This window comes from Vibrio neptunius, assembly GCA_019339365.1.
Classification (GTDB): domain Bacteria; phylum Pseudomonadota; class Gammaproteobacteria; order Enterobacterales; family Vibrionaceae; genus Vibrio; species Vibrio neptunius.
Genome location: CP079860.1, coordinates 1077180 through 1102193 on the forward strand (window position 1 = coordinate 1077180; position 25014 = coordinate 1102193).

The following is a 25014-nucleotide window of genomic DNA, read 5'->3' on the forward strand; positions in this document are numbered from 1 at the left end:
AACAAAAACGATTTGCGTAATATACCTCCATCGCAGCGAAAAAGAGCTGCTACTGAACAACTACAGAGGAAATAAAGATGAAAAAACTAATCGTAATCACTGGTGCAAGTTCTGGTATTGGTGAGGCCATTGCTCGTCGTCTAAGCAATGAAGGCCATCCTCTACTTCTGCTTGCTCGCCGTGTTGAACGTCTTGAAGCCCTAGATTTGCCAAACACGCTATGCGAAAAAGTCGATGTCACAGACAAAGCGTCATTTGAAGCAGCGATTGCCAAAGCTGAGGCGCAATTTGGCCCGGTAGATGGTTTAGTAAACAACGCTGGTGTGATGTTGTTAGGTCAGATTGATACACAAGACACAGCTGAATGGAAACGTATGTTTGATGTCAACGTACTTGGCCTACTGAATGGTATGCAATCGGTACTGGCACCTATGATGGAGCGCAACAGCGGCACGATTATCAATGTCAGCTCGATCGCAGGTAAGAAAACCTTCCCGAATCATGCCGCTTACTGCGGTACTAAATTTGCCGTTCACGCAATCTCTGAAAACGTACGTGAAGAAGTGGCTGCATCAAATGTTCGTGTGACGACGATTGCACCGGGGGCGGTAGAGACAGAATTGCTGTCTCACACCACTTCTCAGGAAATCAAAGATGGCTACGACGACTGGAAAGTGGACATGGGCGGTGTATTGGCGGCTGATGATGTCGCTCGTGCGGTAGAGTTTGCTTACAATCAACCTCAAAACGTCTGTATTCGTGAAATTGCATTGGCTCCAACTAAGCAACAGCCTTAATCACTGTGTGATTGAAATAAGCTCAGCGAAGACTGACCTTTTTCTGTTCTAGCGTTATCGATTGAAAAAAAACGTCAACCAAAAGGTTGACGTTTTGTTTATCTACACTTTGAAGAAGTCTAGCTGCTGTTTTTGTTTCTCAGCTAAAGTAGACAGCTCGTGACTGGCGGCAGCGGCTTGGGTGATCCCGGTGACGTTTTGACTTACCAGCTCATAGATGTTGCTTAGATTGTTGTTGACGTCGGATGTGACTTGGCCTTGTTCCTCAGACGCGACGGCGACTTGAGCGTTAATACTCGTCAATTCAGAAATGGATGCACTTATGTGCCCGAGCGCCTCGCTCACTTTGTTCGCTTGTGTCTGATTCTGAGCAATCATTTCTAGGCTTGAGTTCATGCTGTCGTTGGCAACGCTAGACTGATTCTGCAAATCTTCAATGATGACCTGAATTTCCTTGGTCGATTCCTGTGTTCGAGCTGCCAGCATACGTACTTCATCAGCAACCACTGCAAATCCACGCCCACTTTCCCCTGCGCGAGCGGCTTCAATAGCCGCATTCAGTGCGAGTAAGTTAGTTTGCTCTGAGATGCTTTCTATCACTTCAATGACCTTACCAATTTGCTCTGACTGCTCTTTTAGAGAGTTGACCACCCCAGCGGCTTGAGAAAGGTGTTGAGCCATCTTTTCACTGGCGCGCGTGTTTTGTTCAAATGTTTCCAAACTTTCACGAGCCAGCTTATCTGCATTATTGGAAGCTGAATCAGCATTGTTGGCATTCTGAGTGACTTCTGTTGCGGTGCTTTCCATCTGGTTAATGGCTGACGCAACTTGTTCTACCTCATTCTTTTCCTGATCGGAGTTGATACTTGATTGCGTCATCACCGCGGCTAATTCAGTGGAAGCGGATGCGACATCAACACTGATTCGAACCAGTGAGTCGACCGTATTCTGTAATTGTCCTATTGTGCTATTGAAATCACGAGATAAGGCCGAGATTTCGTTGTTGCCTTCTTCTTCGACGGAAACCAATAAGTTACCTTGTGCGAGCTCCTTCATAGCTTGCTGTAACTTTTTAATCGGTGTCACTATGATACCTGCGAGCATCCAACTGATGGCCAGTGCTGCGGCCAGAACTAATAAAAGCCCGACGATGCCACTATTCATCACATTAGAGTGGATGGTTTCGTTAGCGTTCACTTCATCCAATGCCAGTGTATTGAGCTTCTTAGATAGGTTATCAATGGCCTTAACCATCTGGTTGCCTGCGGTGCGGTAGTCGCTTGCTGCTCTCTCATATTGGGTCTCAAACCCTGGCGGTGGGTTGCTGTCGCCGTGACGCACATTGAGTAAAGGAATCATTACGTTAATAGAGTAGTTTACGTAATGATCGATAGCGGCGTTCATATCTGCAACTTCTTGCTCCAAACCTTCTACTTCACTCAGAGAGCGTAGTAATTGACGGCTTTCTTGTTGCTTGCTTTGCAAATGTGTCGCCAGCTGTTTGACATCTTCTGCACGAAATAAGCTATAGATAGCTTTGATGCGCATGCCATAAGTGTTATCGATGATTTGTGTCAGTTCATCCTTATTATTGATGAGATTTTCTGTTGAAACGGTAACTTGCTTAAAGGCTTCTTTTAGGTTGGTTGTGCTGTAACCTATCCCGGCCACTAGTAGTAGCAATGTGAATATGACAGGAACCACTACTTGGAGCTTAATGGAAAGCCCGCTGAGCAATTGGCGCATCGATTGTCCTCTTCTATTGATGTTGGTGAGTTGTATATTGTCGTTTTTATAATTAGGAGGGACGATTCTAGTTTTTCTCAAATATAATTCAATCTGGAATTTGATTATTTTATGAAATTATCGTTAGTCAAGTTGGGAATTAATTTTCTTTTTAATTCATAGAGTTATAACTCTAAGATTGTAACCTGATCGTTAAGTTATTCCGTCTTGTTTCATTATTGTTTGGCCTATCAGTCACTTCCGATAAAACATGCTCATTAAATCTTATCTGTCATACAGGCTTCAACGAAGTGAAACACAAATGTCATATTCGAGTCCTAAAGTGAGCACCGTTCAAGTGAAACACAACGGCAATCATGCCAACTAAGGAAATTGTGATGAAAAAGACAGTTATCGGTGCAATCGCACTTCTAGGCGCAATGGCAGTAACGTCAGTTTCTGCTAAAGAAACGATCTCTGCAGTGGGCTCTAGCAGCGTTACTCCACTGATGGAAGTTTTCTCTGAAACATACATGAAGACTAACTCGAACGTATTTATCGAAGTTCAGGGCCCAGGTTCTTCTGCTGGCGTAAAAGCGGCGAAAAACGGTTCTGCTGACCTAGGTATGTCTTCTCGTAACCTGAAAGATTCTGAAAAAGAGCCAGCTCTCAAAGAGTTAACTGTTGCACTAGACGGTATTGCAGTTGTTGTTAACCCTAAAAACGACCTTAAAGCACTGACAGCTGAACAAGTAACAGCTATCTACAAAGGCGACATCACTAACTGGAAAGAAGTCGGCGGTGCAGACAAGCCAATCGTTGCTATCACTCGCGACACGGCATCTGGCACTCGTGGTGCATTTGAAGACATCATGAAGCTTAAGAAGAAAGTTTCTGGCAAGAAAGTCTCTGCTATCTCTCAACGTGCTCAGGTTGCCAATGGTAACGGTGCACTGAAAACTATGGTGGCATCCAACCCATACGCGATTGGTTATATCTCTCTGGGTACAGTCGACAACTCTGTAAACGCACTTCCTATTGATGGTGTTGCAGCAAACGTTGACAACGTGAAAAACGGTTCTTACAAAGTTGCTCGTCCATTCCTTGTTCTATACAAAGACGGCAAGCCATCTGCTGAAACTCAGAAATTCCTAGACTGGATGGTTTCTACTGAAGCTCAAGCACTGGTAGACAGCAAAGGCTACATTTCAGTCAACTAATCATTAGTAATACTCTTTAATTGCTCAGCCCACTTTGGGCTGAGCCTTTTCTTGACTTCAAGCGAACGCAGTTCGTGAGAAAGGTAAGAACTCTATGACCATCGCAACAAATAGTGACGAGCTTATGAATACTGAAGCGACTCAAGTTTCTAAGCCGAGTTTACGTGCAAGCAAGCGTGTGGACTGGAAAGAGCGAATTTTCCATGGCTTATTCCTTACCAGTGCTGTTATTGGCATTGTATCTCTGGCGGTCATCGCCTATTTTATCGTTAAAGAATCTATCCCTGCATTTCAGGAAGCAGGGGTGTCTGGAATTGTCTTAGGCCAAGACTGGCTGCCACCTGCACTTTACGGTGTAGCAACTATGATTGTTGCTTCTGTCGTCTCGACGTTTGGTGCAGTCATCGTTGGGGTTCCAGTTGGCGTGCTTACCGCTATCTTCATTGCTGAAATCGCACCTAAACGTCTGGCTGACATTATCCGACCGGCCGTAGAGTTGCTAGCGGGTATCCCATCGGTGGTTTATGGCTTTTTTGGCTTGGTCATCATTGTTCCTTTGATTCAGGACGTGTTTGAAGTGCCGGCAGGTAACACTATTTTGGCGGGGATTATCGTGCTGGGCGTGATGATTCTTCCTACGGTTATTACCGTTTCAGAAACCTCAATTCGTGCGGTACCGCGCACCTACAAAGAGGGCTCACTGGCTCTGGGCGCATCAAAAATCTTTACTATCTTTAAATTGCTTGTTCCGGCCGCTCGTTCGGGCATCATGACTGCAGTGATACTGGGTATTGGTCGAGCTCTGGGCGAGACAATGGCCATCATCATGGTGATGGGTAACGCGCCAGCCATGCCTCAGGGCATTCTCGACTCTGCTCGGACGCTAACCGCGAATATCGCTATTGAAATGTCTTACGCAAGCGGTGTGCACGCCAATGCACTCTACGCTACAGGTGTTGTTCTGCTGGTGTTTATCATGATGTTGAACGCAGCTCTGCTTTATCTCAACCGCGAAAAAGCGAAGTAAACTGGTTTAAGGTGATGACTATGGATCGCGCAAAATTAAAGAAATCACGCCAGTTTAAAGATACTATCTTTAACGGCTTTGTCTGGGCATCGGCGGCACTAACGGTAGGTTTTTTGTTCTGGATTATCTGGTACATCTTATCGAACGGTTTGCAGCATGTTGACTGGGACTTTATTACTGACAACTACACTCGTACTGGCGAAGAACACGGTATTTTCCCAATGATTGTAGCGACAATTTACATGGTAATCGCGTCAATTGCGGTTGCAGCTCCTCTGGGTATTATGACGGCAATTTATCTTACCGAATACGCGAAAGTGGGCAGTAAACTTGTCAAAGTTATCCGATTCTGTACTGAGTCATTGGCGGGTATCCCATCAATTATTTTCGGTCTGTTTGGTATGACTTTCTTCGTGGCAATCTTAGGTTTGGGTTTCTCGATTCTTTCGGGTGCATTGACACTAAGTATTCTCATTCTCCCAGTGATCATCCGTACTACGGAAGAAGCACTGATGGCAGTGCCACAAACGTATCGTGAGGGCTCATATGGTTTGGGCGCTTCAAAAATTTACACCATCTGGCGTTTGATTTTGCCTAGTGCAATGCCAGGTATCTTAACCTCGGTCATTCTTAGTATTGGTCGTGTAATAGGTGAATCTGCTCCTGTCTTTCTGACTGCGGGTATGGTGGCTCGTATACCTGATTCTTTACTTGATTCAGGTCGAACGCTAACCGTTCACCTATATAAGCTAACTACTGAGCTTTTCACTATTGAAGAGTGGAATCAAGCTTATGGTACAGCTACCGTGCTGATTGTCGTTGTTCTCTTGATCAACATGATCACCAAGCTAATCGCAAGCCGTTTCAACACTGCGAATTATTAATCTGCGACTTTAACTGCAACAAGCACAGACACGAATTTAAGATTGAAGAGATAGAGACAATGAACAAATTTGATATTGAAAACCTAGATCTGTTTTATGGCGAAAATCAAGCACTGAAAGCGATTAATTTGCCGATTCCGGTACGTCAGGTAACGGCACTTATAGGACCGTCAGGCTGTGGAAAATCTACGCTATTGCGTTGCCTTAACCGTATGAATGACCTGATTGAAGGGGTAAAGATTACAGGTAAGTTGGATATGGACGGCACGGACATTTATGGAAACATTGATGTCGCTGACCTACGGATTAAAGTGGGCATGGTGTTCCAAAAGCCTAATCCATTCCCGATGAGCATCTATGAAAATGTTGCATATGGCCTGCGAGCTCAGGGTATTAAAGACAAGAAACACATTGATGAAGTCGTTGAGCGCTCACTGCGCAGCGCAGCACTTTGGGATGAAGTAAAAGATCGCTTGAAGTCACATGCGTTTGGTCTTTCGGGTGGTCAGCAGCAGCGTTTGTGTATTGCTCGTACGATTGCCATGGAACCAGATGTCATCTTGATGGATGAACCAACGTCGGCCCTTGATCCAATCGCAACCCATAAGATTGAAGAGCTGATGGAAGAGCTGAAGAAAAACTACACGATCGTTATTGTGACTCACTCTATGCAGCAAGCACGTCGTATCTCTGACCGCACGGCTTTCTTCTTAATGGGTGAGCTCGTTGAACATGATGCTACTCAGGTTATTTTTAGCGAACCCAAAGATGACCGTACCAAGGGATACGTAAATGGTGATTTTGGTTAATCACTCTACTGTTTTATTGGCATTATCACTATAACAATAAGCGATGGTACTTTGCCCCTCCTAATGAGGGGCTTTTTTACGTTTCAATGTTGAGGCTATGGCTAGCGTTTTCTTAAGCTGTAAACTTTTTATCTCGGCTTTTGGTGGAGAACTTCTTTTGGTACATATTCTGATCAGCGATGGAGATCAATTGGTTAAGGCTGGTTGAATCTTGAGGGTATGCTGCACTGCCTAAGCTGGCGGAAAGATACACCGTTTGCTCTTGTATGGTGATACTTTCATCAAAACAGCGATTAATCGAATCTGACAGTTGTTGAATGATTGCTTCATCATCTGAGTTGGTAAGAACGGCGAATTCATCACCACCGATCCGAAATACAGACAGGTTGTGACGACTCATCAATGCGACTAAACGCGCCGATATTATCCTCAGCGCTAGGTCACCTGCTTGATGACCATGTGAATCATTGATTTTTTTGAAACCATTTAGGTCGAGCAAAATCAATGAGAAATGAGAGGTTTGTTCAATGTAATCGGTGAGTTGACGCATAAAGGCTAAACGGTTTGGAATGCCTGTTAGAGAGTCTGTCAGCGAGACTTGTTTATGAAACAACGCTTCTTTGTGGATGATATAGCTGACGACACCGACACAGGCAAACAGTAACATCATCAGCACAAACTGCGCGTGTGTAATTGCTTGAGCTTGTTTCATTTGAGATTGGTATAGCGGGCTCTTAATACGAAAATTTGTATTCACATAGTTGATCATCGACATGTACTGGTATTCGAAGTCCTCCGCGAGGCTGAGTGCGAGCTTTCTGTTGTCGGGCAATTGTTCTACTTTGCCCTCCAAACTCTTAAATTGCTCAAATAAGGTTCTAAAGAAGCTCTTAGCACCGGGAAGCGCAATATAAGTATCTGCTTCGCGGCTATTTATCAGCAGCTCGAAGCGACTCCAAGTCAGCTCATATTTCAGTATTGTGCGGTCTAAAAGTTGGTCGTCTTTTTCAGCGAGAGCAGTGATGGTTCTGAGTTCAGAAAACTCTTTTGTCAGTTGAAAGAGAAACCACGTTGCTTGGTTCTGCTGTTCACTGTATGAACGAGCCAAGTCACGCGTGGCTGACAGAAAGTATAAGTTTGCGACGATCAGTATCGCAGAGAGAAAGATAAGCAACACTTTAGCTCTGGATAGGATCTGGTTAAAACTACGAACGCTAGTTGGATTTCTCATCAGGACTTCTGTGAATCATTATTTTGCCAATTTGCCACACCATTTGAGAATGAAAAGTTGTGTTGTCAATCTCAGGGAACTTGTCTAAGTTAAAGACCAGCCAATATGGACCTTTATTTCGCACTTTCATTTTCTTGCCATTCATTTTGTACGCGATTATAGGCTCGTACTTCACAATGTTTTCTATCGTTACACTCGCTGAGTAGTCATTGAGAGCGATAAATGACACTGAGGTTGTGTCTTGAATGCCGAGCTGTTCGAGCATGTCAGAGACCCGCACCCCAGTAAACTCATGGGCTTCTGGTTGCCATGGAAGTTGGGTTGTGAAGGAGGTTGTGGGATATTGGGAAACCAATTGATCATAAACCAAAGTTTCAGGTTGACGGTTATCGATGCCAACAACTAACTCAGCACTGAACAAGGGCGTGCTAAACAGAAGCACAAAGGCGACAATAACACCTCTCATAGACCTTCCTTCGATACAACAGTTAACTAGTAAGTATTATGTTAGTAATTATATGTTCAGATATTAGCCATGGAAATTAATTTACTCGATGAGTTGATAAAATGGGATTAAGTCTCTGAAACTAAGATATTCAATCTGAATAAGGTCAGGTGGAAGTAGGGGCGAGAGAGATCTTTCTGAAAAACAATGGGGTGGTATTCGTGTTGTGTATAAGCTTTGTGACAAACAAAAAGCCCAGCATGTCGCTGGGCTTGAGATACTATTGGGTGTTCAGGCTGGAGCGTTAAGCTTTTTGCTTTTGCTTTTGCTTCGCTTTACATACAGCGGCCGTAAACACCACATCGGTCGAGCTGTTGAGAGCCGTTTCTGCTGAATCTTGAACCACACCGATAATGAAGCCTACCGCGACAACCTGCATTGCAATTTCATTTGGAATACCAAACAGGCCACAAGCTAATGGGATAAGCAACAACGAGCCACCAGCCACACCAGAAGCGCCGCATGCAGAGACGGCTGCAACGATACTTAGAAGTAGGGCTGTCATGATATCGACTTCGATACCCATAGTATGTACTGCTGCAAGAGTCAGTGTCGTGATAGTGATCGCTGCCCCCGCCATATTGATGGTTGCCCCCAGTGGGATTGATACTGAGTACGTATCTTCATCAAGTTTAAGCTTCTCACAAAGAGCCATATTCACTGGGATGTTTGCTGCACTTGAACGAGTAAAGAAGGCGGTTACACCACTTTCACGTATACATTGAAATACGAGTGGATAAGGGTTTTCGCCAGTTTTGACTAGAACAATGATCGGGTTCACGACTAGAGCAATGAACAGCATCGAGCTGAGCAGAACAACTAGGAGTTGAGCATAACCTGCCAGTGCGTCGAAACCTGTTGTTGCCAGTGTGGAAGATACCAAGCCAAAGATACCAAATGGTGCTAGGCGAATAATGAAACGAACGATCTGAGAAACACCATGGCTGAGATCTTCAAACACGGCTTTGGTTGTACCTGAAGCATGATGAAGAGCAAGACCAAGGCCAACGGCCCATGCCAGAATACCAATGTAGTTGGCGTTCATTAGCGCACTTACGGGGTTATCAACGATCTTGAACAACAGCGTGTTCATGACTTCTGCGATACCTTGAGGAGGTGTTGCCCCTTCTGCACCAGAAACCAGCGTAAGTGTCGTTGGGAACATGAAGCTAAGTGCGACTGCGGTCAATGCTGCGGTAAAAGTACCGAAAAGATACAGAACCACGATTGGACGCATGTAAGTGTGTTGGTTTTTTTTCTGATTGGCAATGGATGCTGCAACCAGAATAAAAACAAGAATGGGGGCGACGGCTTTTAGTGCACCGACAAATAAGCTTCCAAGTAAACCAACACTTTGCGCATGTTCTGGTGACACAGTCGCTAAACCTACACCGAGAACGATACCGGCTAGGATCTGTAATACCAGATTTCCACGTGCAAAGCGGGCAAAGATAGAGTTGTGTTGCATAGTTATCCCTGCAATGAATTATTTTATAAAATTTTAGTAATTTCAGTTATTGGAACTGAGGTCGACAATACTAGCGTGTTGAAATAATGTGTCTAGAATTAATTGATTTTCAGCATGAAAATTTATTGAAAATGTTAATGTGTGAATATAATGTTATCAATGTTGTGTGAATTGTACTTAAAAGGGGCTGAGAGCCCTTTTTAATTTTACAAACTCTGTTTGCGGTTACGTCGGGCCGCTTGAACGTTCCGATACATTTTGGTTTGCTGCTTATGGGAGGTTCGGCGTTCAGAGATGGTTGCTCCATTCCTTTCTTGCTCCCGCAGTAACTTTTGATAGTTTTTCAGTCGGCGATGGTCTAGTTGACCTGTTTCAATCGCACCAGTGACAGCGCACCCAGGTTCGCTATGATGGCAGCAATCAGAAAATCGACATTGCGCTGCCAACGTTTCGATATCTGCGAAGGTTTCAGAGACACCGTCAGCACAGTCAAACAATTGCAACTCTCTCATTCCAGGTGTATCAATTAAGACACCGCCACTTGGCAGGAAGTGCATTGAACGGCCAGTGGTAGTGTGTCGTCCTTTACTATCACTTTCTCGAATGCCTCCTGTTAATTGTACAGGCTCGCCGAGTAAGCCATTGACTAACGTTGACTTTCCGACACCAGAAGAGCCCATGAAAGCGACAGTGGATCCTGACTTACACCAACTGCTTAGCGATGTATACTGCTCTCCATCTAAAGCATTGAGCATTTCTACCATAAGCAAAGGATCGAGTTGCTGCACTTGTTGGCGCTTCTCTTCTGCATCAGTGACAAGATCAGCTTTTGTTAACACGATGACAGGCTCGACCTCGGCTTCGTTTGAAGTGGCCAGATAGCGCTCAATACGGCTTAGATTGAAGTCATCGTTGAGTGCACAAACGATAAACAAAGTGGACACGTTTGCAGCAATCAGCTGCTCGGCGACTTTGCTGCCAGCAGCTTTACGAGCAAACAAAGATTGGCGGTCCAATAAACGCTCGAAGCCACTTTGTTTATCTAACAAAAGCCAGTCACCGACAGTCATCATAGGCAGTGATTTATGTATGGCTAAAGTCATTTCACCATCTTCGCTGAGCAGCTTGTATCCACTTCTATGGTGCTCTACTACGCGTGCAATGCAGCTGTGTTCAAGTTCTTCAAGTGTCAGTTGTTGTTGAAACGAGTTATTCCAGCCGAGTTGAGCTAAGTTCAACGGCTGTTTGGGATTGTTATACATTGTGTACCCCAGACATGCAGAAAGGTCTCTGCAAAAAATTGTCAGCTAGGGTCATGAGACCCCGGTATGATTACACCGGGCAAAGAGAAGGGAAGTGTGTAACCTGCGGTTATTTATTCTTCACTAATTCTGCCGGGTGGGTTCTTGCTACAATCATCGTATCCTCCTAACGTTATCTGTTCGATTTTTTGGTCAGCTTAGTAAACTACTGATTAGTATAATCGTGATTGTTCTTCTAATCGACTCTTTTTTAAGCGTAATATAAATGGGTGTCATGCCTGTGCGAACTTTTGTTGCCGATATTGAGTGATTGCTTATAAACTGTATATGTGAGTTGGTTTATATGGATGTGATAGAATAATGACACAAGCGACGCAAAGCGAGAAAGCTGAAGTGCTCGAACTATCTTCCGCTGATGCTACCCAGACGAAAGAAGCCCCCAAGTTACCCTCTGATAACATCAAATATGGTGAAGACGCCTTCAGTGACGTTAAGCCTTTGAGTGAAGTTGCATTCCTGATCACGACTCCTACAGGTAAAAATCTCAAAGGCAAAACCAAGTATATTGGTCTTCACTCCAACAATCTTATGCTGCTAGAGATGCCAAAAGTTTCTCCGAAAGAAGTGGCTGTTTTTTTTCAGCGAGGCTATGCCATTAAAGCGTGTGTCATTGCTGAGGCAGGTGAGGGCGCTAGAATTTACTTCAAGAGTAAGCTGGAGTACGTTATTGAGGCTGGGGGAAACAGTTTGTTTCTTATCACTTTGCCTGCCGCGACTCAGGTTGCAGCGGGGTTGAGAGAGAGTGCTCGATTGGAGTTGGCGTTGGAGGGAATACTGGCGCCACAATCCCATCATTTTAAATGCCAGATTCGCGATATATCGAGCAATGGCTGCTTGATCGTAGTGGATCGCAACCTAACCAACCACAAAGTTGGTGATCTTATCTCGTTAAGCATACAAGAAACGGAAAGCGATAAAGTGGTAGAGCCTCAAGTGCTTGAAGCAACAGTTAGGAATGTAAAAATAACTAGCCGTTACTGTAAACTTGGTGTTCAGTTTGAGAAAAGTAGCCTCGAGCCCGTTGCTAGCCTAATTGAGGGGCTAAACTTCTGTCAGCTGAGTCAAAAGTTCACATTATGACTGAATGGGCTTCTTTACAACAGAAGCCCAGCTTTACTATCGTTTAGGCGGAATCTCGTCTGGAGTGAGATAGCCATCATTATTGCTATCTAATCGGCTGAAATCTTGGGCGAGTTTACCCTTAACCTCATTTCGAGAAAGTTTGCCATCACCATTGCGGTCCATCCTAGGGGGTAAACGCCCCGTGGTAGTTGGCATTGTATTCATGTGTTTCGCCTTCATTGAGTTTGTACTTTGTTCTTTGTTCATGAAGGCCTTAGCACTACGCTGACTCTGGGTAGGGCTTTGTACAAACTCAACGTTACCTCCTGATACACACCTAACCATGTTCTCTACACGCACCGCATCACCCTGAGGGCCATGACCTGTTGGATACATGTTGGTGCTGCCAGACTTAGGATCGCTTCGTTGAGAACCCGCACCATGAACATCTATCCACTGATTATTCATGTATCCCATTGAACGGCCAAATGCGATATAGGCGGCGTTGGCACCATTATGCAAATTTTGGTGAGTGGTACTGCTCCAATAGTTGGCGTAGTCTGCTTGTCCTGCTTCATTGCTAATCACAGTGGCTTCGAAAATCGGGTCTATTGCTCCAGAATTGGATGTATTGGGAGAACGAGAATAATCAACAATGGACTGCAGCTCTTTGATGTTCGGCAAGCGCCAATCACTTCGACCTACGAGTGATAAGTTTTGACAGTAACTCAAAGCTTCAGGAAATTTGATATTTTTTCTACTATCACTTTGTTGCCACAACAGTCCAGTTGCTGTGTCTTCTATCGTTCCGTTTGTATTGTCAGAGAATTGATTTTGTCCATACATTTTATTGCCACGTACCGCCAAAACGTAGAAAGTCTTTTGGCCACCACGTGGGTTTTCAATCCCATAGCCTTTAATTCGGCCATCAATAAAATTGACACCAAACACCGTCTCATCACCTCGCATCGTGGTGGAAACGTACTTGGTACTAGAAACAAACTGGCTGTCGATTAAGCGCTCACCTGACTCAGTATCACCTGAGTTCATTGCAAAGTATTGGTGATCAATGAAGGGTATAAGATGAACAGTCCCTGATTGTCTGAAACCGCTGGGATCTTGGCCATCGAATAAAATCAAAGAGTATAGTTCCTTGATACTAGGTAAACGCCAATCGTCGTAACCAGCAAGACGTAACTTGTCTACATACTCAATCGCTTCTTGATAACTGAGCTTATCGTTGGCGTTGATCTTACCATCGTTGTTGATATCAGTGGTTGATGACCAAATTAGCCCAGTCACCTTATCCGTGACGGTGCCGTCGATGTTGGCTTGGTATGTGGGATGGTTGCCAACGTATTGTGCGTCCTGACCGAAAGTGTCGGCAGAAGAGGTGGGGCAGGTCGAAGACGCTTGTTTAATGTCAAAACATTCTGTTTGGCCTGTATCAACAATAGGGTAGGTCAGGCTGGCTGAACTAGTCCAAGAGATGCTATAGGCCATCAGGGTGATGACCATGTGATTTATCTTCATGACGTATCCTTGCTCAATGATTCACATGATGAATTTTATCGTCAGGTGTGTAAAGGAGAGTAGTGTTCAGGTAAAAAGAACGTAAAGGGCAGAGAGCTTATTGCGTTAGCGCATAGGATGCCGAGGAGAGTAATAAGCTAACCCTTGTATTGAGTAAACCAAAAATAAGTACGAGGCATGGAAAACCAATAATCCGACGCATTATGCATCGGATTTATTATCGGTTCGATGGATGTCTTGAGAACGGGGAAATGGGGTCAGAAACCTTTGATGTTTTCTGCTTCAAGCTCAGTGAAGTATTTGACTGTCTTTACTTTCAATTCTTGAGTCGAAGGCTCGTCGCATACGATCACAGATTTAGGGTGCAGTTGAAGGGCTGAAACCGTCCATAGATGATTGACACTGCCCTCTACAGCGGCCTCTAGCGCTAAGGCTTTATTGTGCCCTGTAACGAGGATCATGATTTCTTCTGCGTCAAGTAATGTACCTACACCAATAGTCAGAGCATACTTCGGCACTTGATTGATATCACCATCAAAAAAGCGTGAGTTTGCGATGCGCGTATCTTCTGTTAGCGTTTTGATTCGAGTGCGAGAAGATAAAGAAGAGGCAGGCTCGTTAAATGCAATGTGCCCATCGTTACCTACGCCGCCCATAAATAAGTTAATACGGCCGTAAGATTTGATTTTATCTTCATAGCGTTGACATTCGGCTTCATGATCTGTTGCATTGCCATCAAGCAGGTTGATATTTTCTTGTTGTAAATCAACATGATTGAAGAAATTTTCGTACATGAAAGAGCGATACGACTCAGGGTGATCTGCTGGAATACCAATGTATTCATCCATGTTAAACGTCACAACATGTTTAAAACTGACTTCCCCAGCTTTGTAAAGTTCGATAAGCGCCTTGTATGTCGCGAGTGGCGTACCACCAGTAGGTAAACCGAGTACAAATGGCCGATCAGCGCTTGGCTGAAAGTTGTTAATGCGTTTGGCTATATGTGCCGCAGCCCATTTACCGACCTGTGCGGCTTTGTTTAACGGGATTAGTCTCATTGGTTGCCCCTAGTATTGGAAATATGATGCTTCAAACATTATTTGCATTATAAAATAAGTTTGTTGGCACAGCTATTGTTTTTGATCTTTTTCACTTTTCTTTTCGTTTTAGTGAATGTAGAGCCTATTTTTTCCTACAATTTTCTAAGTGCTGTTATATAAATTTAAGTTAAAAATTAAGCATGTAAATGTGTACTCCTGTGGCAGGATTTGTATTTTATTCATCAACGAATCATTGGAGTGAGGTACAATTAGGTAAAGACGGTATAAATTCTCAACTTTTGTTGTGGCTGGCCGACAAGAATTTCATACGACAAAACGCCAGTCGAAGGTGAAAATAAGATATAGATGAATGTTATAGGTATCGCCATTGGGGCAACCGGTTTGTTATTGCTTGGCATGTTCATTTGGATGCTTGCACTTCAGTTGCGAAAGAAAAGGCTGGAGCAAGAGCGCAAAGAGCGTGAGATCGCTTACCGAAAAGCAATGGAAAAAAATCGCAAGCAAGAACATGAAGATCGGATTCATAAGGCCGAAAGCGGCCACATCCCGACCATATTGTTTTTGGCAAAAGAAGCTGAACGTTCAAGATTGAAAGAAGCACTGTATTGGTACGACAAAGCGGCTCGGCTGGACAGCGTTACTGGCATGTACGGTGTCGTACGTATCAGCAACAAGATGAACCAGGACTTGGTGCTGAAAGAAGAAGCTAAATTTTGGCAGATATGCATTTCTGCCATGGAAGGCAGTGTCCCTCATAAATTTGAAATGGCGATGGCGTTCTTCTTCGGTCGCGGTACGGACGAAAATATTGGCAAAGCGATACAGATATTAAAACAGGCAGCTGAACAGAATCATATCGACGCCCTGATATTTCTGGGTGACTGGTATGCATCATCACATAACCCTGACCCTAAACCACGTCTTTCTACCGAATATTATCACAAGGCAGCTGCGCTCCGGAGCAATGAAGGGCGCATGAAACTCGGGCTTAACTACATTCACGGTATTGGTGTCGCTGCTGATCATGCCAAAGGGTGCTACTGGCTAGAACGCGCCGCGGAAAAAGGGCATAGCGATGCTATGTATAATGCTGGGGAAGCCTGGATGAACCACAGGCCTAACGGTAATGCGATTGCTTATATCTGGCTGTTTCTGGCCGGCCATTTCGGCCATGAACCTGCTAGGGTACTGCGTGATCAGGTAGCATTGAATATTGGTGTTGATACGGTTGTGGGTTTGCAATCCTTATCTAAACCGATCTTAAAGAAGATCAAGGATAAAAAAGTCAGTAAACATTCTGTGATCAAAGCTCTAAACAAGTTGTATAAGCGTAACATCCCCCTTGAAGAGAAAGAGGCACTTGGCAACCAGGTCACAGAGGAGATCGAATTAGATTTGTTACAAGAGCCGCTTACTTCCTCAGATGATGTCAGTGAAGTTCAGCCTGACATCAATGAGAAACTCGACTTTTCTCAATCCAATATCGATAAAGCATGAGATGAGCCCCTCAATTAAATAGGGGCTTTGTTTGTATTGCTTCATCTTCTCTGCCCACTGTTCTGTAATGGTGAGAGTGAGGCCGTTATTTCTGTTGTAAGGTGATGAGTCCAATCAAATACGCTCAGGCTTACCTCACAAGCAGGCTTTCAAATCATGGTGACAATCCTGAAACCCACATAGGCAATGCTTGAATTGATAAAGTGGCCATTTTCGGAAATGTAACACATTTAATGATTGATTCTGCTTAACTATTGATTCACATTAGGCGCAAAAAATAAGAGGGATAAACCATGTCTACCGCTAGTTTTCTGCGCCTAATCTGTCTCGCTGCAATTTGGGGAGGCTCTTTTCTGTTTATGAAGATTGCTGCCAATACGTTTGGGCCAGCGTATTTGATTGAGTTCAGAGTGGGTTTTGCCGCGATCAGCTTGTTTTTAGTCTCTCTTTATCTGCGCAAGAAATTAGCCTTCCGAAATCACTTCTCACATTTTATGATCATCGGCTTGTTTAATACGGCATTACCTTTCTTATTGTTTGCTTACGCGGCTCAAACACTCAATGCGTCGACCTTGTCCGTTCTCAACTCAACAGCGGCGATATGGGGGGCGTTGATAGGGGTGTTCTGGCATAAATCCACTCTCAGCGGCAAAGCGATTTTTGGTATGCTGCTTGGTGTCAGTGGTGTTGTGGTGCTTGTTGGTTGGGACGCGGTGAACATCGGTGTGAGTGCAGCCCTGCCCATTGGCGCTGGTATTATGGCCGCTTGCTGCTATGGCATTGCGACCAACTATACCAAGACAGCCCCTAAAGTGGCTTCATTTGAAAATGCGCATGGAAACATGTGGGCGGCTGTTCTATGGATATTACCTTTACTTCCATTTGTTCCGATGCAAGGTGAACCAAGCACCCGTGAAATGCTCGCTGTGGTTGCACTCGGTGTCATCTGTACAGGCGTGGCTTATCTGCTCTACTTCCGGCTAGTTGCTGATGAGGGCGCCGCGTCTGCACTGTCGGTAACCTTTCTGATCCCAGTGTTTGGCATTATGTGGGGAGCCTTGATCCTTGATGAGCCAATAGGCATTAATACTTTTGCTGGAACCCTACTTGTGCTGTCCGGTACTATGTTAGTCACGGGGTTCTCTCCTACCCAGCTGCTGAAGAAATCACGTGTTGCTGAGCAGGCTTAGAGCGTCTATTTGTTTAGATCGAGAGTCATAAAATGACTGTTTGGGTCCGGTTGGTAGTCAGCAAAAGGTGAACAGTATTCAAAGCCAAATTTCTTATACAGTTCTCTGGCAGGTTTAAAGAAGGACATCGATCCAGTCTCTAAACTGATTTGCTGATAACCTCTCAGTTTTGCTTGTTCAATGACGTAGCTGAGCAGAGATGAGGCAACGCCCTGATTTCGCACGCTAGGTGTTGTCCTCATTGATTTCAACTCAGCATGTGACTCGGAAAGCTCTTTAATGGCGATACAACCCAAGAGCTGCCCTGCTTTCCAGCCAGTCCAAAAAGTGACGTCAGGCGCTTTTAAGGCGGATGTATCCAGAGCGTGAACACTTTCTGGTGGAGAGGTCGCGTTCATATCCGCCAAGTGTTCTTGGAGCAATTGGGTAACATCAGGGTGGTCTAATTCGTTGACTGTTATCTTCATCCCTTTTCCTTGTTGATGGTGTAGAAATAATCTACATCTTCCGTAGAAATTTCTCAATCATCGCTAATCAATCAGTTGCTTAAATGTTGCGGATGTAACGAGCTGTTGCGGAACCTTATATCGTATAAGTAAGGGTTAGATCCCATAAATGACATTTCATTAGTATTACATTTCATTGTTACTTGATTCATGTCTCATAAATAACTCTTATAGGCCGATATTTTTACATAACTAACATTCCGCATAGGGAGTTCTCGGTTAGGAGAGGCAGGGGTTGCATGAAAGAAGTAGAATTTAGAACGATAGATAAGCTTTTTATTAAAATGTCTATCAATGACAAGATGTGGGTAATTTTGGCGATTTTTCTTGTTGCTGTTGGCAGCATCGCTGGTGGAAATTATTACTCTACAATCGAACAAATTGAGAAAACAGCGATTTATGCCGCGAGTCATCAACTTGATGGGATGCTGAGTACGGGTACAGAAGCGTCAATAGCCGGCCAAGCCAATATTGTTAAGGTGTCAAGCGTCAGTAAGCCTGCCTACAACAACGGCATTGTGACCGTGTCTCAAACTGGTAAGGATGGCAATGTCTACCAACTGACCTTAAACAACCAGTCTCATGATCAGCATGCACGATCTCAAGCCCTATCCAGTTTCTTCTTTAGTTTTGTTTGGGTGATTCCTTTTGCGGTATTTTGCTACTGGGTTGCGACGTTTATTGGTGGTGCGTTGTGGGTGCTTTACACCACGACTCAAAAGATTGGTGAAGGTGATCTGACTTCACGTTTGGGTTTTCATCCGGGACGAGATGAGTTTGGTACTATTGGCTGTGCACTTGATAAAGCAATGGATACGTTAACCGACTTAGTCAACAACGTTAAGGTCAATGCCAACACATTAAGTGAAACCTCGGCTTCATTCGAACAGGAGATGAAGTTGAGTGAGTCTCAGATCAGCAACCAATACGGCTCCTTAGATTCTGTGGCCACAGCAATGGAACAAATGACCGCTTCCGCGAAAGAAGTGTCCAACATTTCACAGCAAGCAATGGGGCAAACTGAGCAGGACTCACAGCACATTGATGGCAGTCACAAGCGTGTTCAGTCTGCGATCAACGAAATAGACAAACTGTCGAGTTACATTGAGCAGGCTTCGAGCTCCGTTGCCACTTTGAATGACAACACAACGCAAATAAATGAAGTGATCACGACGATCAATGCCATTTCAGAGCAAACGAATCTATTAGCACTCAATGCCGCGATTGAAGCGGCGCGAGCGGGTGAGCAAGGCCGCGGGTTTGCAGTGGTAGCGGATGAGGTTCGTACCCTAGCTAGCCGTACTCAAGCGGCGACCGTTGAAATTCAGTCAATGATTGAAAAGTTGCAGGCTGAAAGTCAAAACATTGCCTCTATTACTCAACAGACTGTCGAGCAAGCTCGCACAAGTAGTGACTTGATTGAAGATATTGGCAATGATGTTCAATCTATTTCCGAATCGGCGCGCGGTATTATGGACATGAGTATTCAGATCTCTACCTCAGCGGAAGAGCAGAGTGCGGTGGCCAATGACATTGCGTCTGAGCTGAGTGACATCCGCACTCAGTCGAATACCATCCGTAGTGTGGCAGAAAAGTCTTCTCAAGGGGTGGCAAACCTGACTAAAGCGTCGCTATCTCTCGCTGACATTCTTAAGCAGTATCGTACCTAAGGTTCGTTATACAGAAAAAAGGCTTGGTGGATTGAACTCATCCCCAAGCCTTTTTTGTATTAATTGGGCGCTAACGCAGCGTCAGTTTGGAACCATCGAATTTTAGGTTTGCCAATAAGTGTTTGGCATTGATCGTTCCAGCTTCATCAAACTGGACACCGTAGCGAGCGTAATGCAGTGAGCTTTGCAGATTACATATCTTGCCGAACAAAGGCTCGAATTGATTCGATTTGCCCGTACTGGATTTGATTTCTAAAGCAATCTCATCGCCAACCTGAAACGCGCGACTTAGCGGTGCTGTGATAAAACGGCAACCACTTTTCGATAGGTCACGGATCTGACAGTCGAGTTTATGCGTTGAGGCATTGACACGAGCGTCAAGATTGACGTCATAACGAGGCTCTTTACGTAACTGGGTGACCTGCATGGTATGAGGGATAGTTAATGCGACCATGGGGATAGGTTCCGTAAGCACATGCTCAATCTGACTCCTAAAGTGAACAATCGCGCCTTCGCCCCGATGGGAGATAGCACGTACTGCCGTCCAAAAGCCCGATTGGAAAAAGAAGTCCAAATCGTCATCAGAAATTTTAGGTAATTCGGCTAGAACAAGGTTTACAGAGTGAGTACCTATAAAGGTAGATTTACACCGGAATGTGGTTCCAACTGGTGTGGTAATGCCCATGGTAAGCTCACCTCCATGTTCAAGCATGGCCAGAGCATCAGTGCTAGTAAGGGTTGACACACTCCTTTCTTTTGCAGCAACGGGAGAAGATTTGTCTTGGTTGGCAACTGCTTGAGTATTCATCTAGCCTCCATTTATCCTGCCTATTCTTATTTTTACTGCAGGTTTTATTTTTTCTTCAAGAAGTGAGTGTTGTTTCTCAAACTGTTAAACTTCTTATATATCGTTATAGTTTTTAATATCAACATAGCAAATAATTTCGACGCATGTATCGCTTTTAGAGGTCAATATGTCACATAAGTTAACATTTGATAGCGCTAGCTCTCTTTTTCGCGTTCATTTAGAAGCGGATTATGAGGGTGTTTTGAGGTTTAATGTGCAAGGTGATGTCTATGTCATCATTTCTACAAAGGTACCTGAAGAGCTCAAAGGTAAAGGCTATGGCAAGGTAATGATGGAAACCATTCTGCCTGAGATTGAGCGTCAAGGAGTGACAATTAGGCCAGAATGCTCTTATGTTGTGCATTATTTGTCACGGCACCCTGAGTGGTCTCACCTGCTTGCTGACCCCTCATGATACAACACCCTATTTATCAGAGTTTATGCCTAAGATTAGGGCTCGGTACATTGCACCGAGTAGAGGTTTTACAACCTTTGTGGGGCGGTTATGGAGAGCTGGTCAGAGTACATCTTGATCAAACGAGCATTGTGATAAAGCATATTCAGTTGCCTCAACCTTCCCATCACCCTAGAGGTTGGAATACTGCTCTCTCCCATCAGCGTAAACTGAAATCCTATCAGGTTGAGCTGCATTGGTATCAGAACTTTGCGCAAGCAGCCCATTGTCAATGTCCCCAACCTAAGCCCATTCTTGTTGAGCAGCAAGACACAGAACTCCTTTTAGTGATGGAAGATTTACATCAATTGGGTTTTACCGAAACGCATCAGTGTGCACAGCCGATGCAGATGGAGTCGGTATTAAAGTGGCTTGCTTGGTTTCATGCATCGCATATCGGAGAAAGGGGAGCAGGCTTGTGGGAGTTCGGCAGCTATTGGCACTTGGATACTAGGCCAGATGAACTGGAAGTGTTGGACGACCACGTATTAAAGCAAGCCGCGGCCCGCATGGACCAAGTCCTTCGCCAAGCTCCGTACCAGACGTTGATCCATGGTGATGCCAAGCTGGCGAATTTCTGTTTCACGCCTGCTGGTGAAGCTGCTGCAGTAGACTTTCAGTATGTAGGGCGAGGCTGTGCGATGAAAGACGTCGCTCTCTTTATGAGTAGTGCGGTTGAGCCGGAACAGTGCGATGAAATGGAAAGCTGGATTCTGGATACCTATTTTTCCCACCTTAAACTGGCACTCAACAAATTACACCCTGACATTGATGCCAACGATGTCGAGCAAAGCTGGCGGCCGCTTTTTGCGATTGCATGGGCGGATTTTCATCGTTTCTTAAAAGGCTGGAGCCCGAATCATTGGAAAATAAACGCTTATACTGAAGCGTTAACACATCGTGCTCTTGAGTTATTAAAGGCTTACCCGTGAGGTAAGCCTTTTGCATGATTTAACTGAATGACTCATGCTTCATTCTCGCCATGTAATAGGTACTTTGGTACTTGCCCTCTCTGAACGTTGCATTCTTTGCCTCACCTTCGATTTCAAAGCCAAATTTCTTATAGCACGCGATCGCTGCTTCGTTATCCGTATTGACCTCTAGGTGAACGCGCTTTATTTGCAACCAGTTGTCGGCTAAATCCAGCACAGTTTCAATTAACCTACTAGCGATCCCCATACCATGATAGTCATCATGTACACCGAGTCCAAAAGTACCACAGTGAGCGGTTCGCGGGCGCTGGGAGTGCTCGAAGCCTATGTTTCCGACCACCTTTCCATCCACTTCCGCAACAAAGCTATAAATCCCAGTCGGTATGTTTTCCAGTCGTTGTGCCCACATGGTTACTGATGGTTGAGGGAGCTGTAGAGTTTCACGTAGCGCTTTGGGTTGTGAATAAATCTCACACATTGCGGCTGCATCGCTCACTAGAGTAGGGCGAATTGTTATTTCCATATTATTACCTTCTCGACTGGTTAAAAATGACTCAACCATAACGAGCAAATAACCAAAGATAAAGCATTGTTTTCACTTATTTTAATAGGCCTAAGTTTAGTTATGAAACGTTTGAAGCGTGAGCGGTGCCGAAGACGTATAAATTGTAAATAAGTTTGTTTATTGGTTGGTGAAGACTTAAGGTGTTTCAGAGCTCATAAAAGGAATAATAAATGAACACATCGGCTGGCTGGAAAACGCCTCAGAATTTTTTGATCATCATTTCTATTGTGGTGCCCATCGCTTTCTCTAGTTGGATGGCGCTGCTCAACAACTTCGTGATTGAAAAAGCGAACTTTGATGGTGCTGATATTGGCCTTCTTCAAAGTGTCCGCGAGATCCCGGGTTTCTTAGCCTTCACCGCTGTGTTTGTTTTGATGTTCATTCGCGAACAGAGGTTTATGTTACTCGCGTTGGGTGCACTCACTTTGGGTACTGCAATTACGGGCTTTTTCCCTTCACTGTTTGGCTTGTTACTGACGACTTTATTGATGTCGACAGGTTTCCACTACTTCGAAACTCTGAAGCAGTCGCTGTCTTTGCAGTGGCTTTCAAAAGAGGAAGCGCCAGAGATGCTGGGTAAGTTTATTTCTGTCGGCGCTTTGGCATCGCTAATCACTTATGGTGCGCTTTGGATCTGTCTAGAGATGCTTAACATGGATTTTCAGTGGGTCTATCTGACGTTTGGTGGTATTGGTTTTCTACTGGTGATTTGGATGGCGTTTGCCTTTCCTCAGTTCCAAACCCAAGTTCAGCAGAATAAGAAACTGGTGCTGCGCAAGCGCTATTGGTTGTACTACGCACTGACGTTTATGAGTGGTGCACGCCGACAAATCTTTACTGTTTTCGCAGGCTTCCTGATGGTGGAGAAGTTTGGTTACTCGGCGGCAGATATCACCATGCTATTTTTGATCAACTACCTGTTTAACTTCCTGTTCGCGAAAAGAATTGGCAAGTTCATCGGTAAAGTGGGTGAACGTAAAGCACTGTTGTTTGAATACACAGGTTTGATATTTGTCTTTATCGGCTACGGCTTAGTGCAAAGTGCGGAATGGGCTGCAGCCTTGTATGTTATTGATCATCTATTCTTCGCTTTAGCGTTAGCGATCAAAACTTATCTACAAAAAATTGCCGATCCTGCTGACATGGCTTCGACAGCGGGTGTGTCATTCACCATTAATCATATTGCAGCGGTATTTATCCCGGTATCCTTTGGCCTTATCTGGTTAGTGTCACCGTCAGCCGTATTCTACATTGGCGCGGCAATGGCGGTCGTTTCGTTCATTTTGTCGCTTAATATTCCCGCCAAGCCTGAAGAGGGCAATGAAGTACGAATACTGCGCTGGAGCTAGAGAGAAAAGCGAAGGTTTAGCCTTCGCTTTTTTTATGATGCCGGATTAGGGGGATGAGACTCTTTAGCTCTGGGGTGCTTTACTCTATAATTGCCGCGCTTTTATCTGGAACATCCCGTTTTCACCTTGGATACATTATGATTTCGAAAAACCAACTCAAATTACTGCGTGCTTTAGGCCAAAAGAAACAGCGCAAGGCTCATGGTCTGTTTTTGGTCCAAGGTGAGAAGAACGTACTTGAATTGGTGAATAGTGAGCTGCAAGTGAAACAGATTTTTGCTACCAGCGATTTTTTGACCGCAAACCAAGAGCAATTAGATGATTTTGAATGCATCGAAGCGTCATTAGATGATCTGACCAAGGCCAGTACTCTCGTGAGCAATAACGCGGCAATTGCCGTAGTAGAAACCCCAGCAGTTACTGTGCCTAAAGCTCAAGGCTTGATGATTGCTTTGGATGGCGTGTCAGACCCTGGTAATCTCGGCACCATCATTCGTGTTGCTGACTGGTATGGCATCAAGCATATTGTCGCGAGTAAAGATTGCGCCGACCCGTACAACCCGAAAACCATCAGTGCCACTATGGGTAGTTTTGGCCGTGTCACCGTCAGCCAACTGGATCTGCCAAGCTATTTGGAGCAGGCCAGCATTCCTGTATATGGCGCCTTTTTGGAAGGCGAAAGCATCCACAAAACGAAGTTTAACCCTGAGGGTATTCTTCTGATGGGCAGCGAATCTCATGGTATACGCGAGCAAGCGGCTCAGTTTGTTACAGACAAGATAACCATTCCCGCTTTTGGTGGTGCAGAGTCACTCAACGTGGCAATGGCGACGGGGATCATTTTAGATAACTTACGTCGCCAGCATGGCGAATAAAAAGTCTTGAATGCAAAAAAGCGCAGTGATTTACTGCGCTTTTTTATATCTGAAGGTAGAGAGCTTTACTTCTCTAACATACCTAACTTGTCTGGTACACCATTCCACTTTTCAGCTTCATCCATTGCTGGCTTCACTTCGGTTTGCACGGGCCATAGTTCGGCGAGTTCGGCATTTAACTCAACGTAAAGCGTTTGGTCCTCAGGCACTTCGTCTTCCTGAAAAATAGCATTCGCGTCACACTCATCAACACATAAGCCGCAATCAATACACTCAATAGGATTGATCACCATGAAGTTTGGCCCTTCGTGGAAGGCATCTGCAGGGCATACTGCGACACAGTCAGTATATTTACATTGAATGCAGTTATCGGTTACGACGAACGCCATGATGATCCGCTCTTAAGTTAGTCAAAAGTTGAGGAATGGGGATAATACTCATCCCAAGCGAAAATTCAATATCCAGCATAGTTATTGTTACTGATG

Annotated in this window: 24 protein-coding genes; 13 read left to right on the forward strand and 11 right to left on the reverse strand. The window is 44.6% G+C overall.

Annotated features, from left to right (window positions below; genetic code table 11):
• Window positions 1-77 precede the first annotated feature (77 nt).
• A complete protein-coding gene (locus tag KW548_21595; GenBank protein ID QXX08247.1) occupies window positions 78-797 on the forward strand; it encodes an SDR family oxidoreductase in 720 nt (239 codons plus the stop codon).
• A gap of 102 nt (window positions 798-899) precedes the next feature.
• On the opposite strand, the gene KW548_21600 is transcribed toward KW548_21595, so the two are convergent.
• Window positions 900-2543, reverse strand: a complete 1644-nt coding sequence (locus tag KW548_21600; GenBank protein ID QXX08248.1) for a methyl-accepting chemotaxis protein — start codon at window positions 2541-2543, stop codon at window positions 900-902.
• Between the two features lie 377 nt (window positions 2544-2920).
• On the opposite strand from KW548_21600, the gene KW548_21605 reads away from it, so the two are divergent.
• The 4 genes from KW548_21605 (at window position 2921) to pstB (ending at window position 6462) form a co-directional block, all read left to right on the forward strand.
• Complete coding sequence (locus KW548_21605) at window positions 2921-3742, forward strand: phosphate ABC transporter substrate-binding protein (GenBank protein QXX08249.1); 822 nt, start codon at window positions 2921-2923, stop codon at window positions 3740-3742.
• A 94-nt stretch (window positions 3743-3836) separates the two neighbouring features.
• The gene (pstC, locus tag KW548_21610) at window positions 3837-4769 is read left to right on the forward strand and encodes a phosphate ABC transporter permease subunit PstC (protein QXX08250.1); all 933 of its coding nucleotides are present in this window, start codon (window positions 3837-3839) and stop codon (window positions 4767-4769) included.
• Window positions 4770-4789: 20 nt separating this feature from the next.
• On the forward strand, window positions 4790-5653 hold the full coding sequence (gene pstA / locus KW548_21615) for a phosphate ABC transporter permease PstA (protein ID QXX08251.1): 864 nt from the start codon (window positions 4790-4792) through the stop codon (window positions 5651-5653).
• A gap of 59 nt (window positions 5654-5712) precedes the next feature.
• Window positions 5713-6462, forward strand: coding sequence for a phosphate ABC transporter ATP-binding protein PstB (gene pstB, locus KW548_21620; GenBank protein ID QXX08252.1), 750 nt, complete (start codon window positions 5713-5715; stop codon window positions 6460-6462).
• A 112-nt stretch (window positions 6463-6574) separates the two neighbouring features.
• Here pstB and KW548_21625 read toward each other — a convergent pair whose 3' ends face one another.
• The 4 genes from KW548_21625 to rsgA form a co-directional block, all read right to left on the reverse strand.
• Window positions 6575-7693 carry a GGDEF domain-containing protein gene (locus tag KW548_21625; protein QXX08253.1) on the reverse strand — a complete coding sequence of 373 codons (1119 nt, stop codon included), beginning with the start codon at window positions 7691-7693 and terminating at the stop codon, window positions 6575-6577.
• Window positions 7677-8159 carry a molybdopterin-dependent oxidoreductase gene (locus KW548_21630; protein ID QXX08254.1) on the reverse strand — a complete coding sequence of 161 codons (483 nt, stop codon included), beginning with the start codon at window positions 8157-8159 and terminating at the stop codon, window positions 7677-7679. Before KW548_21630 ends, KW548_21625 begins: the two co-directional genes overlap by 17 nt.
• A 283-nt stretch (window positions 8160-8442) precedes the next feature.
• Window positions 8443-9666 carry a serine/threonine transporter SstT gene (gene sstT / locus KW548_21635; protein ID QXX08255.1) on the reverse strand — a complete coding sequence of 408 codons (1224 nt, stop codon included), beginning with the start codon at window positions 9664-9666 and terminating at the stop codon, window positions 8443-8445.
• Between the two features lie 206 nt (window positions 9667-9872).
• Entirely contained in the window at window positions 9873-10928 is a 1056-nt protein-coding gene (gene rsgA, locus KW548_21640; protein ID QXX08256.1) for a ribosome small subunit-dependent GTPase A, read from the reverse strand.
• Window positions 10929-11288: 360 nt separating this feature from the next.
• Here rsgA and KW548_21645 point away from each other — a divergent pair, with 360 nt between their 5' ends.
• A complete protein-coding gene (locus KW548_21645; GenBank protein ID QXX08257.1) occupies window positions 11289-12068 on the forward strand; it encodes a PilZ domain-containing protein in 780 nt (259 codons plus the stop codon).
• 36 nt (window positions 12069-12104) lie between these two features.
• Here KW548_21645 and KW548_21650 read toward each other — a convergent pair whose 3' ends face one another.
• Entirely contained in the window at window positions 12105-13583 is a 1479-nt protein-coding gene (locus KW548_21650; GenBank protein ID QXX08258.1) for a DUF1566 domain-containing protein, read from the reverse strand.
• Between the two features lie 257 nt (window positions 13584-13840).
• The gene (nagB, locus tag KW548_21655; protein ID QXX08259.1) at window positions 13841-14641 is read right to left on the reverse strand and encodes a glucosamine-6-phosphate deaminase; all 801 of its coding nucleotides are present in this window, start codon (window positions 14639-14641) and stop codon (window positions 13841-13843) included.
• A 348-nt stretch (window positions 14642-14989) separates the two neighbouring features.
• Between nagB and KW548_21660 the strand changes: the two genes are divergently transcribed.
• Both KW548_21660 and KW548_21665 read left to right on the forward strand, forming a co-directional pair.
• Complete coding sequence (locus KW548_21660) at window positions 14990-16141, forward strand: sel1 repeat family protein (protein QXX08260.1); 1152 nt, start codon at window positions 14990-14992, stop codon at window positions 16139-16141.
• Between the two features lie 293 nt (window positions 16142-16434).
• A complete protein-coding gene (locus tag KW548_21665) occupies window positions 16435-17331 on the forward strand; it encodes a DMT family transporter (GenBank protein ID QXX08261.1) in 897 nt (298 codons plus the stop codon).
• 5 nt (window positions 17332-17336) lie between these two features.
• Here KW548_21665 and KW548_21670 read toward each other — a convergent pair whose 3' ends face one another.
• On the reverse strand, window positions 17337-17798 hold the full coding sequence (locus KW548_21670; GenBank protein QXX08262.1) for a GNAT family N-acetyltransferase: 462 nt from the start codon (window positions 17796-17798) through the stop codon (window positions 17337-17339).
• Between the two features lie 278 nt (window positions 17799-18076).
• Here KW548_21670 and KW548_21675 point away from each other — a divergent pair, with 278 nt between their 5' ends.
• Window positions 18077-19507, forward strand: a complete 1431-nt coding sequence (locus KW548_21675; protein ID QXX08263.1) for a methyl-accepting chemotaxis protein — start codon at window positions 18077-18079, stop codon at window positions 19505-19507.
• A 70-nt stretch (window positions 19508-19577) separates the two neighbouring features.
• Here the strand turns inward: KW548_21675 and KW548_21680 are convergent, their stop codons facing one another.
• Window positions 19578-20315 (reverse strand): flagellar brake protein, encoded by a 738-nt coding sequence (locus KW548_21680; GenBank protein ID QXX08264.1) that lies wholly within the window; start codon window positions 20313-20315, stop codon window positions 19578-19580.
• Between the two features lie 166 nt (window positions 20316-20481).
• Between KW548_21680 and KW548_21685 the strand changes: the two genes are divergently transcribed.
• Together KW548_21685 and KW548_21690 are read left to right on the forward strand one after the other, a co-directional pair.
• On the forward strand, window positions 20482-20769 hold the full coding sequence (locus KW548_21685; protein ID QXX08265.1) for an N-acetyltransferase: 288 nt from the start codon (window positions 20482-20484) through the stop codon (window positions 20767-20769).
• Complete coding sequence (locus KW548_21690; GenBank protein ID QXX08266.1) at window positions 20766-21740, forward strand: ecdysteroid 22-kinase family protein; 975 nt, start codon at window positions 20766-20768, stop codon at window positions 21738-21740. Before KW548_21685 ends, KW548_21690 begins: the two co-directional genes overlap by 4 nt.
• Before the next feature lie 19 nt (window positions 21741-21759).
• Here the strand turns inward: KW548_21690 and KW548_21695 are convergent, their stop codons facing one another.
• A complete protein-coding gene (locus KW548_21695; protein ID QXX08267.1) occupies window positions 21760-22263 on the reverse strand; it encodes a GNAT family N-acetyltransferase in 504 nt (167 codons plus the stop codon).
• A gap of 212 nt (window positions 22264-22475) precedes the next feature.
• Here KW548_21695 and KW548_21700 point away from each other — a divergent pair, with 212 nt between their 5' ends.
• Complete coding sequence (locus tag KW548_21700; protein ID QXX08268.1) at window positions 22476-23654, forward strand: MFS transporter; 1179 nt, start codon at window positions 22476-22478, stop codon at window positions 23652-23654.
• Window positions 23655-23791: 137 nt separating this feature from the next.
• Entirely contained in the window at window positions 23792-24529 is a 738-nt protein-coding gene (locus tag KW548_21705) for an RNA methyltransferase (GenBank protein ID QXX08269.1), read from the forward strand.
• Between the two features lie 65 nt (window positions 24530-24594).
• On the opposite strand, the gene KW548_21710 is transcribed toward KW548_21705, so the two are convergent.
• Window positions 24595-24918 carry a ferredoxin family protein gene (locus tag KW548_21710; GenBank protein QXX08270.1) on the reverse strand — a complete coding sequence of 108 codons (324 nt, stop codon included), beginning with the start codon at window positions 24916-24918 and terminating at the stop codon, window positions 24595-24597.
• Window positions 24919-25014: the final 96 nt, after the last annotated feature.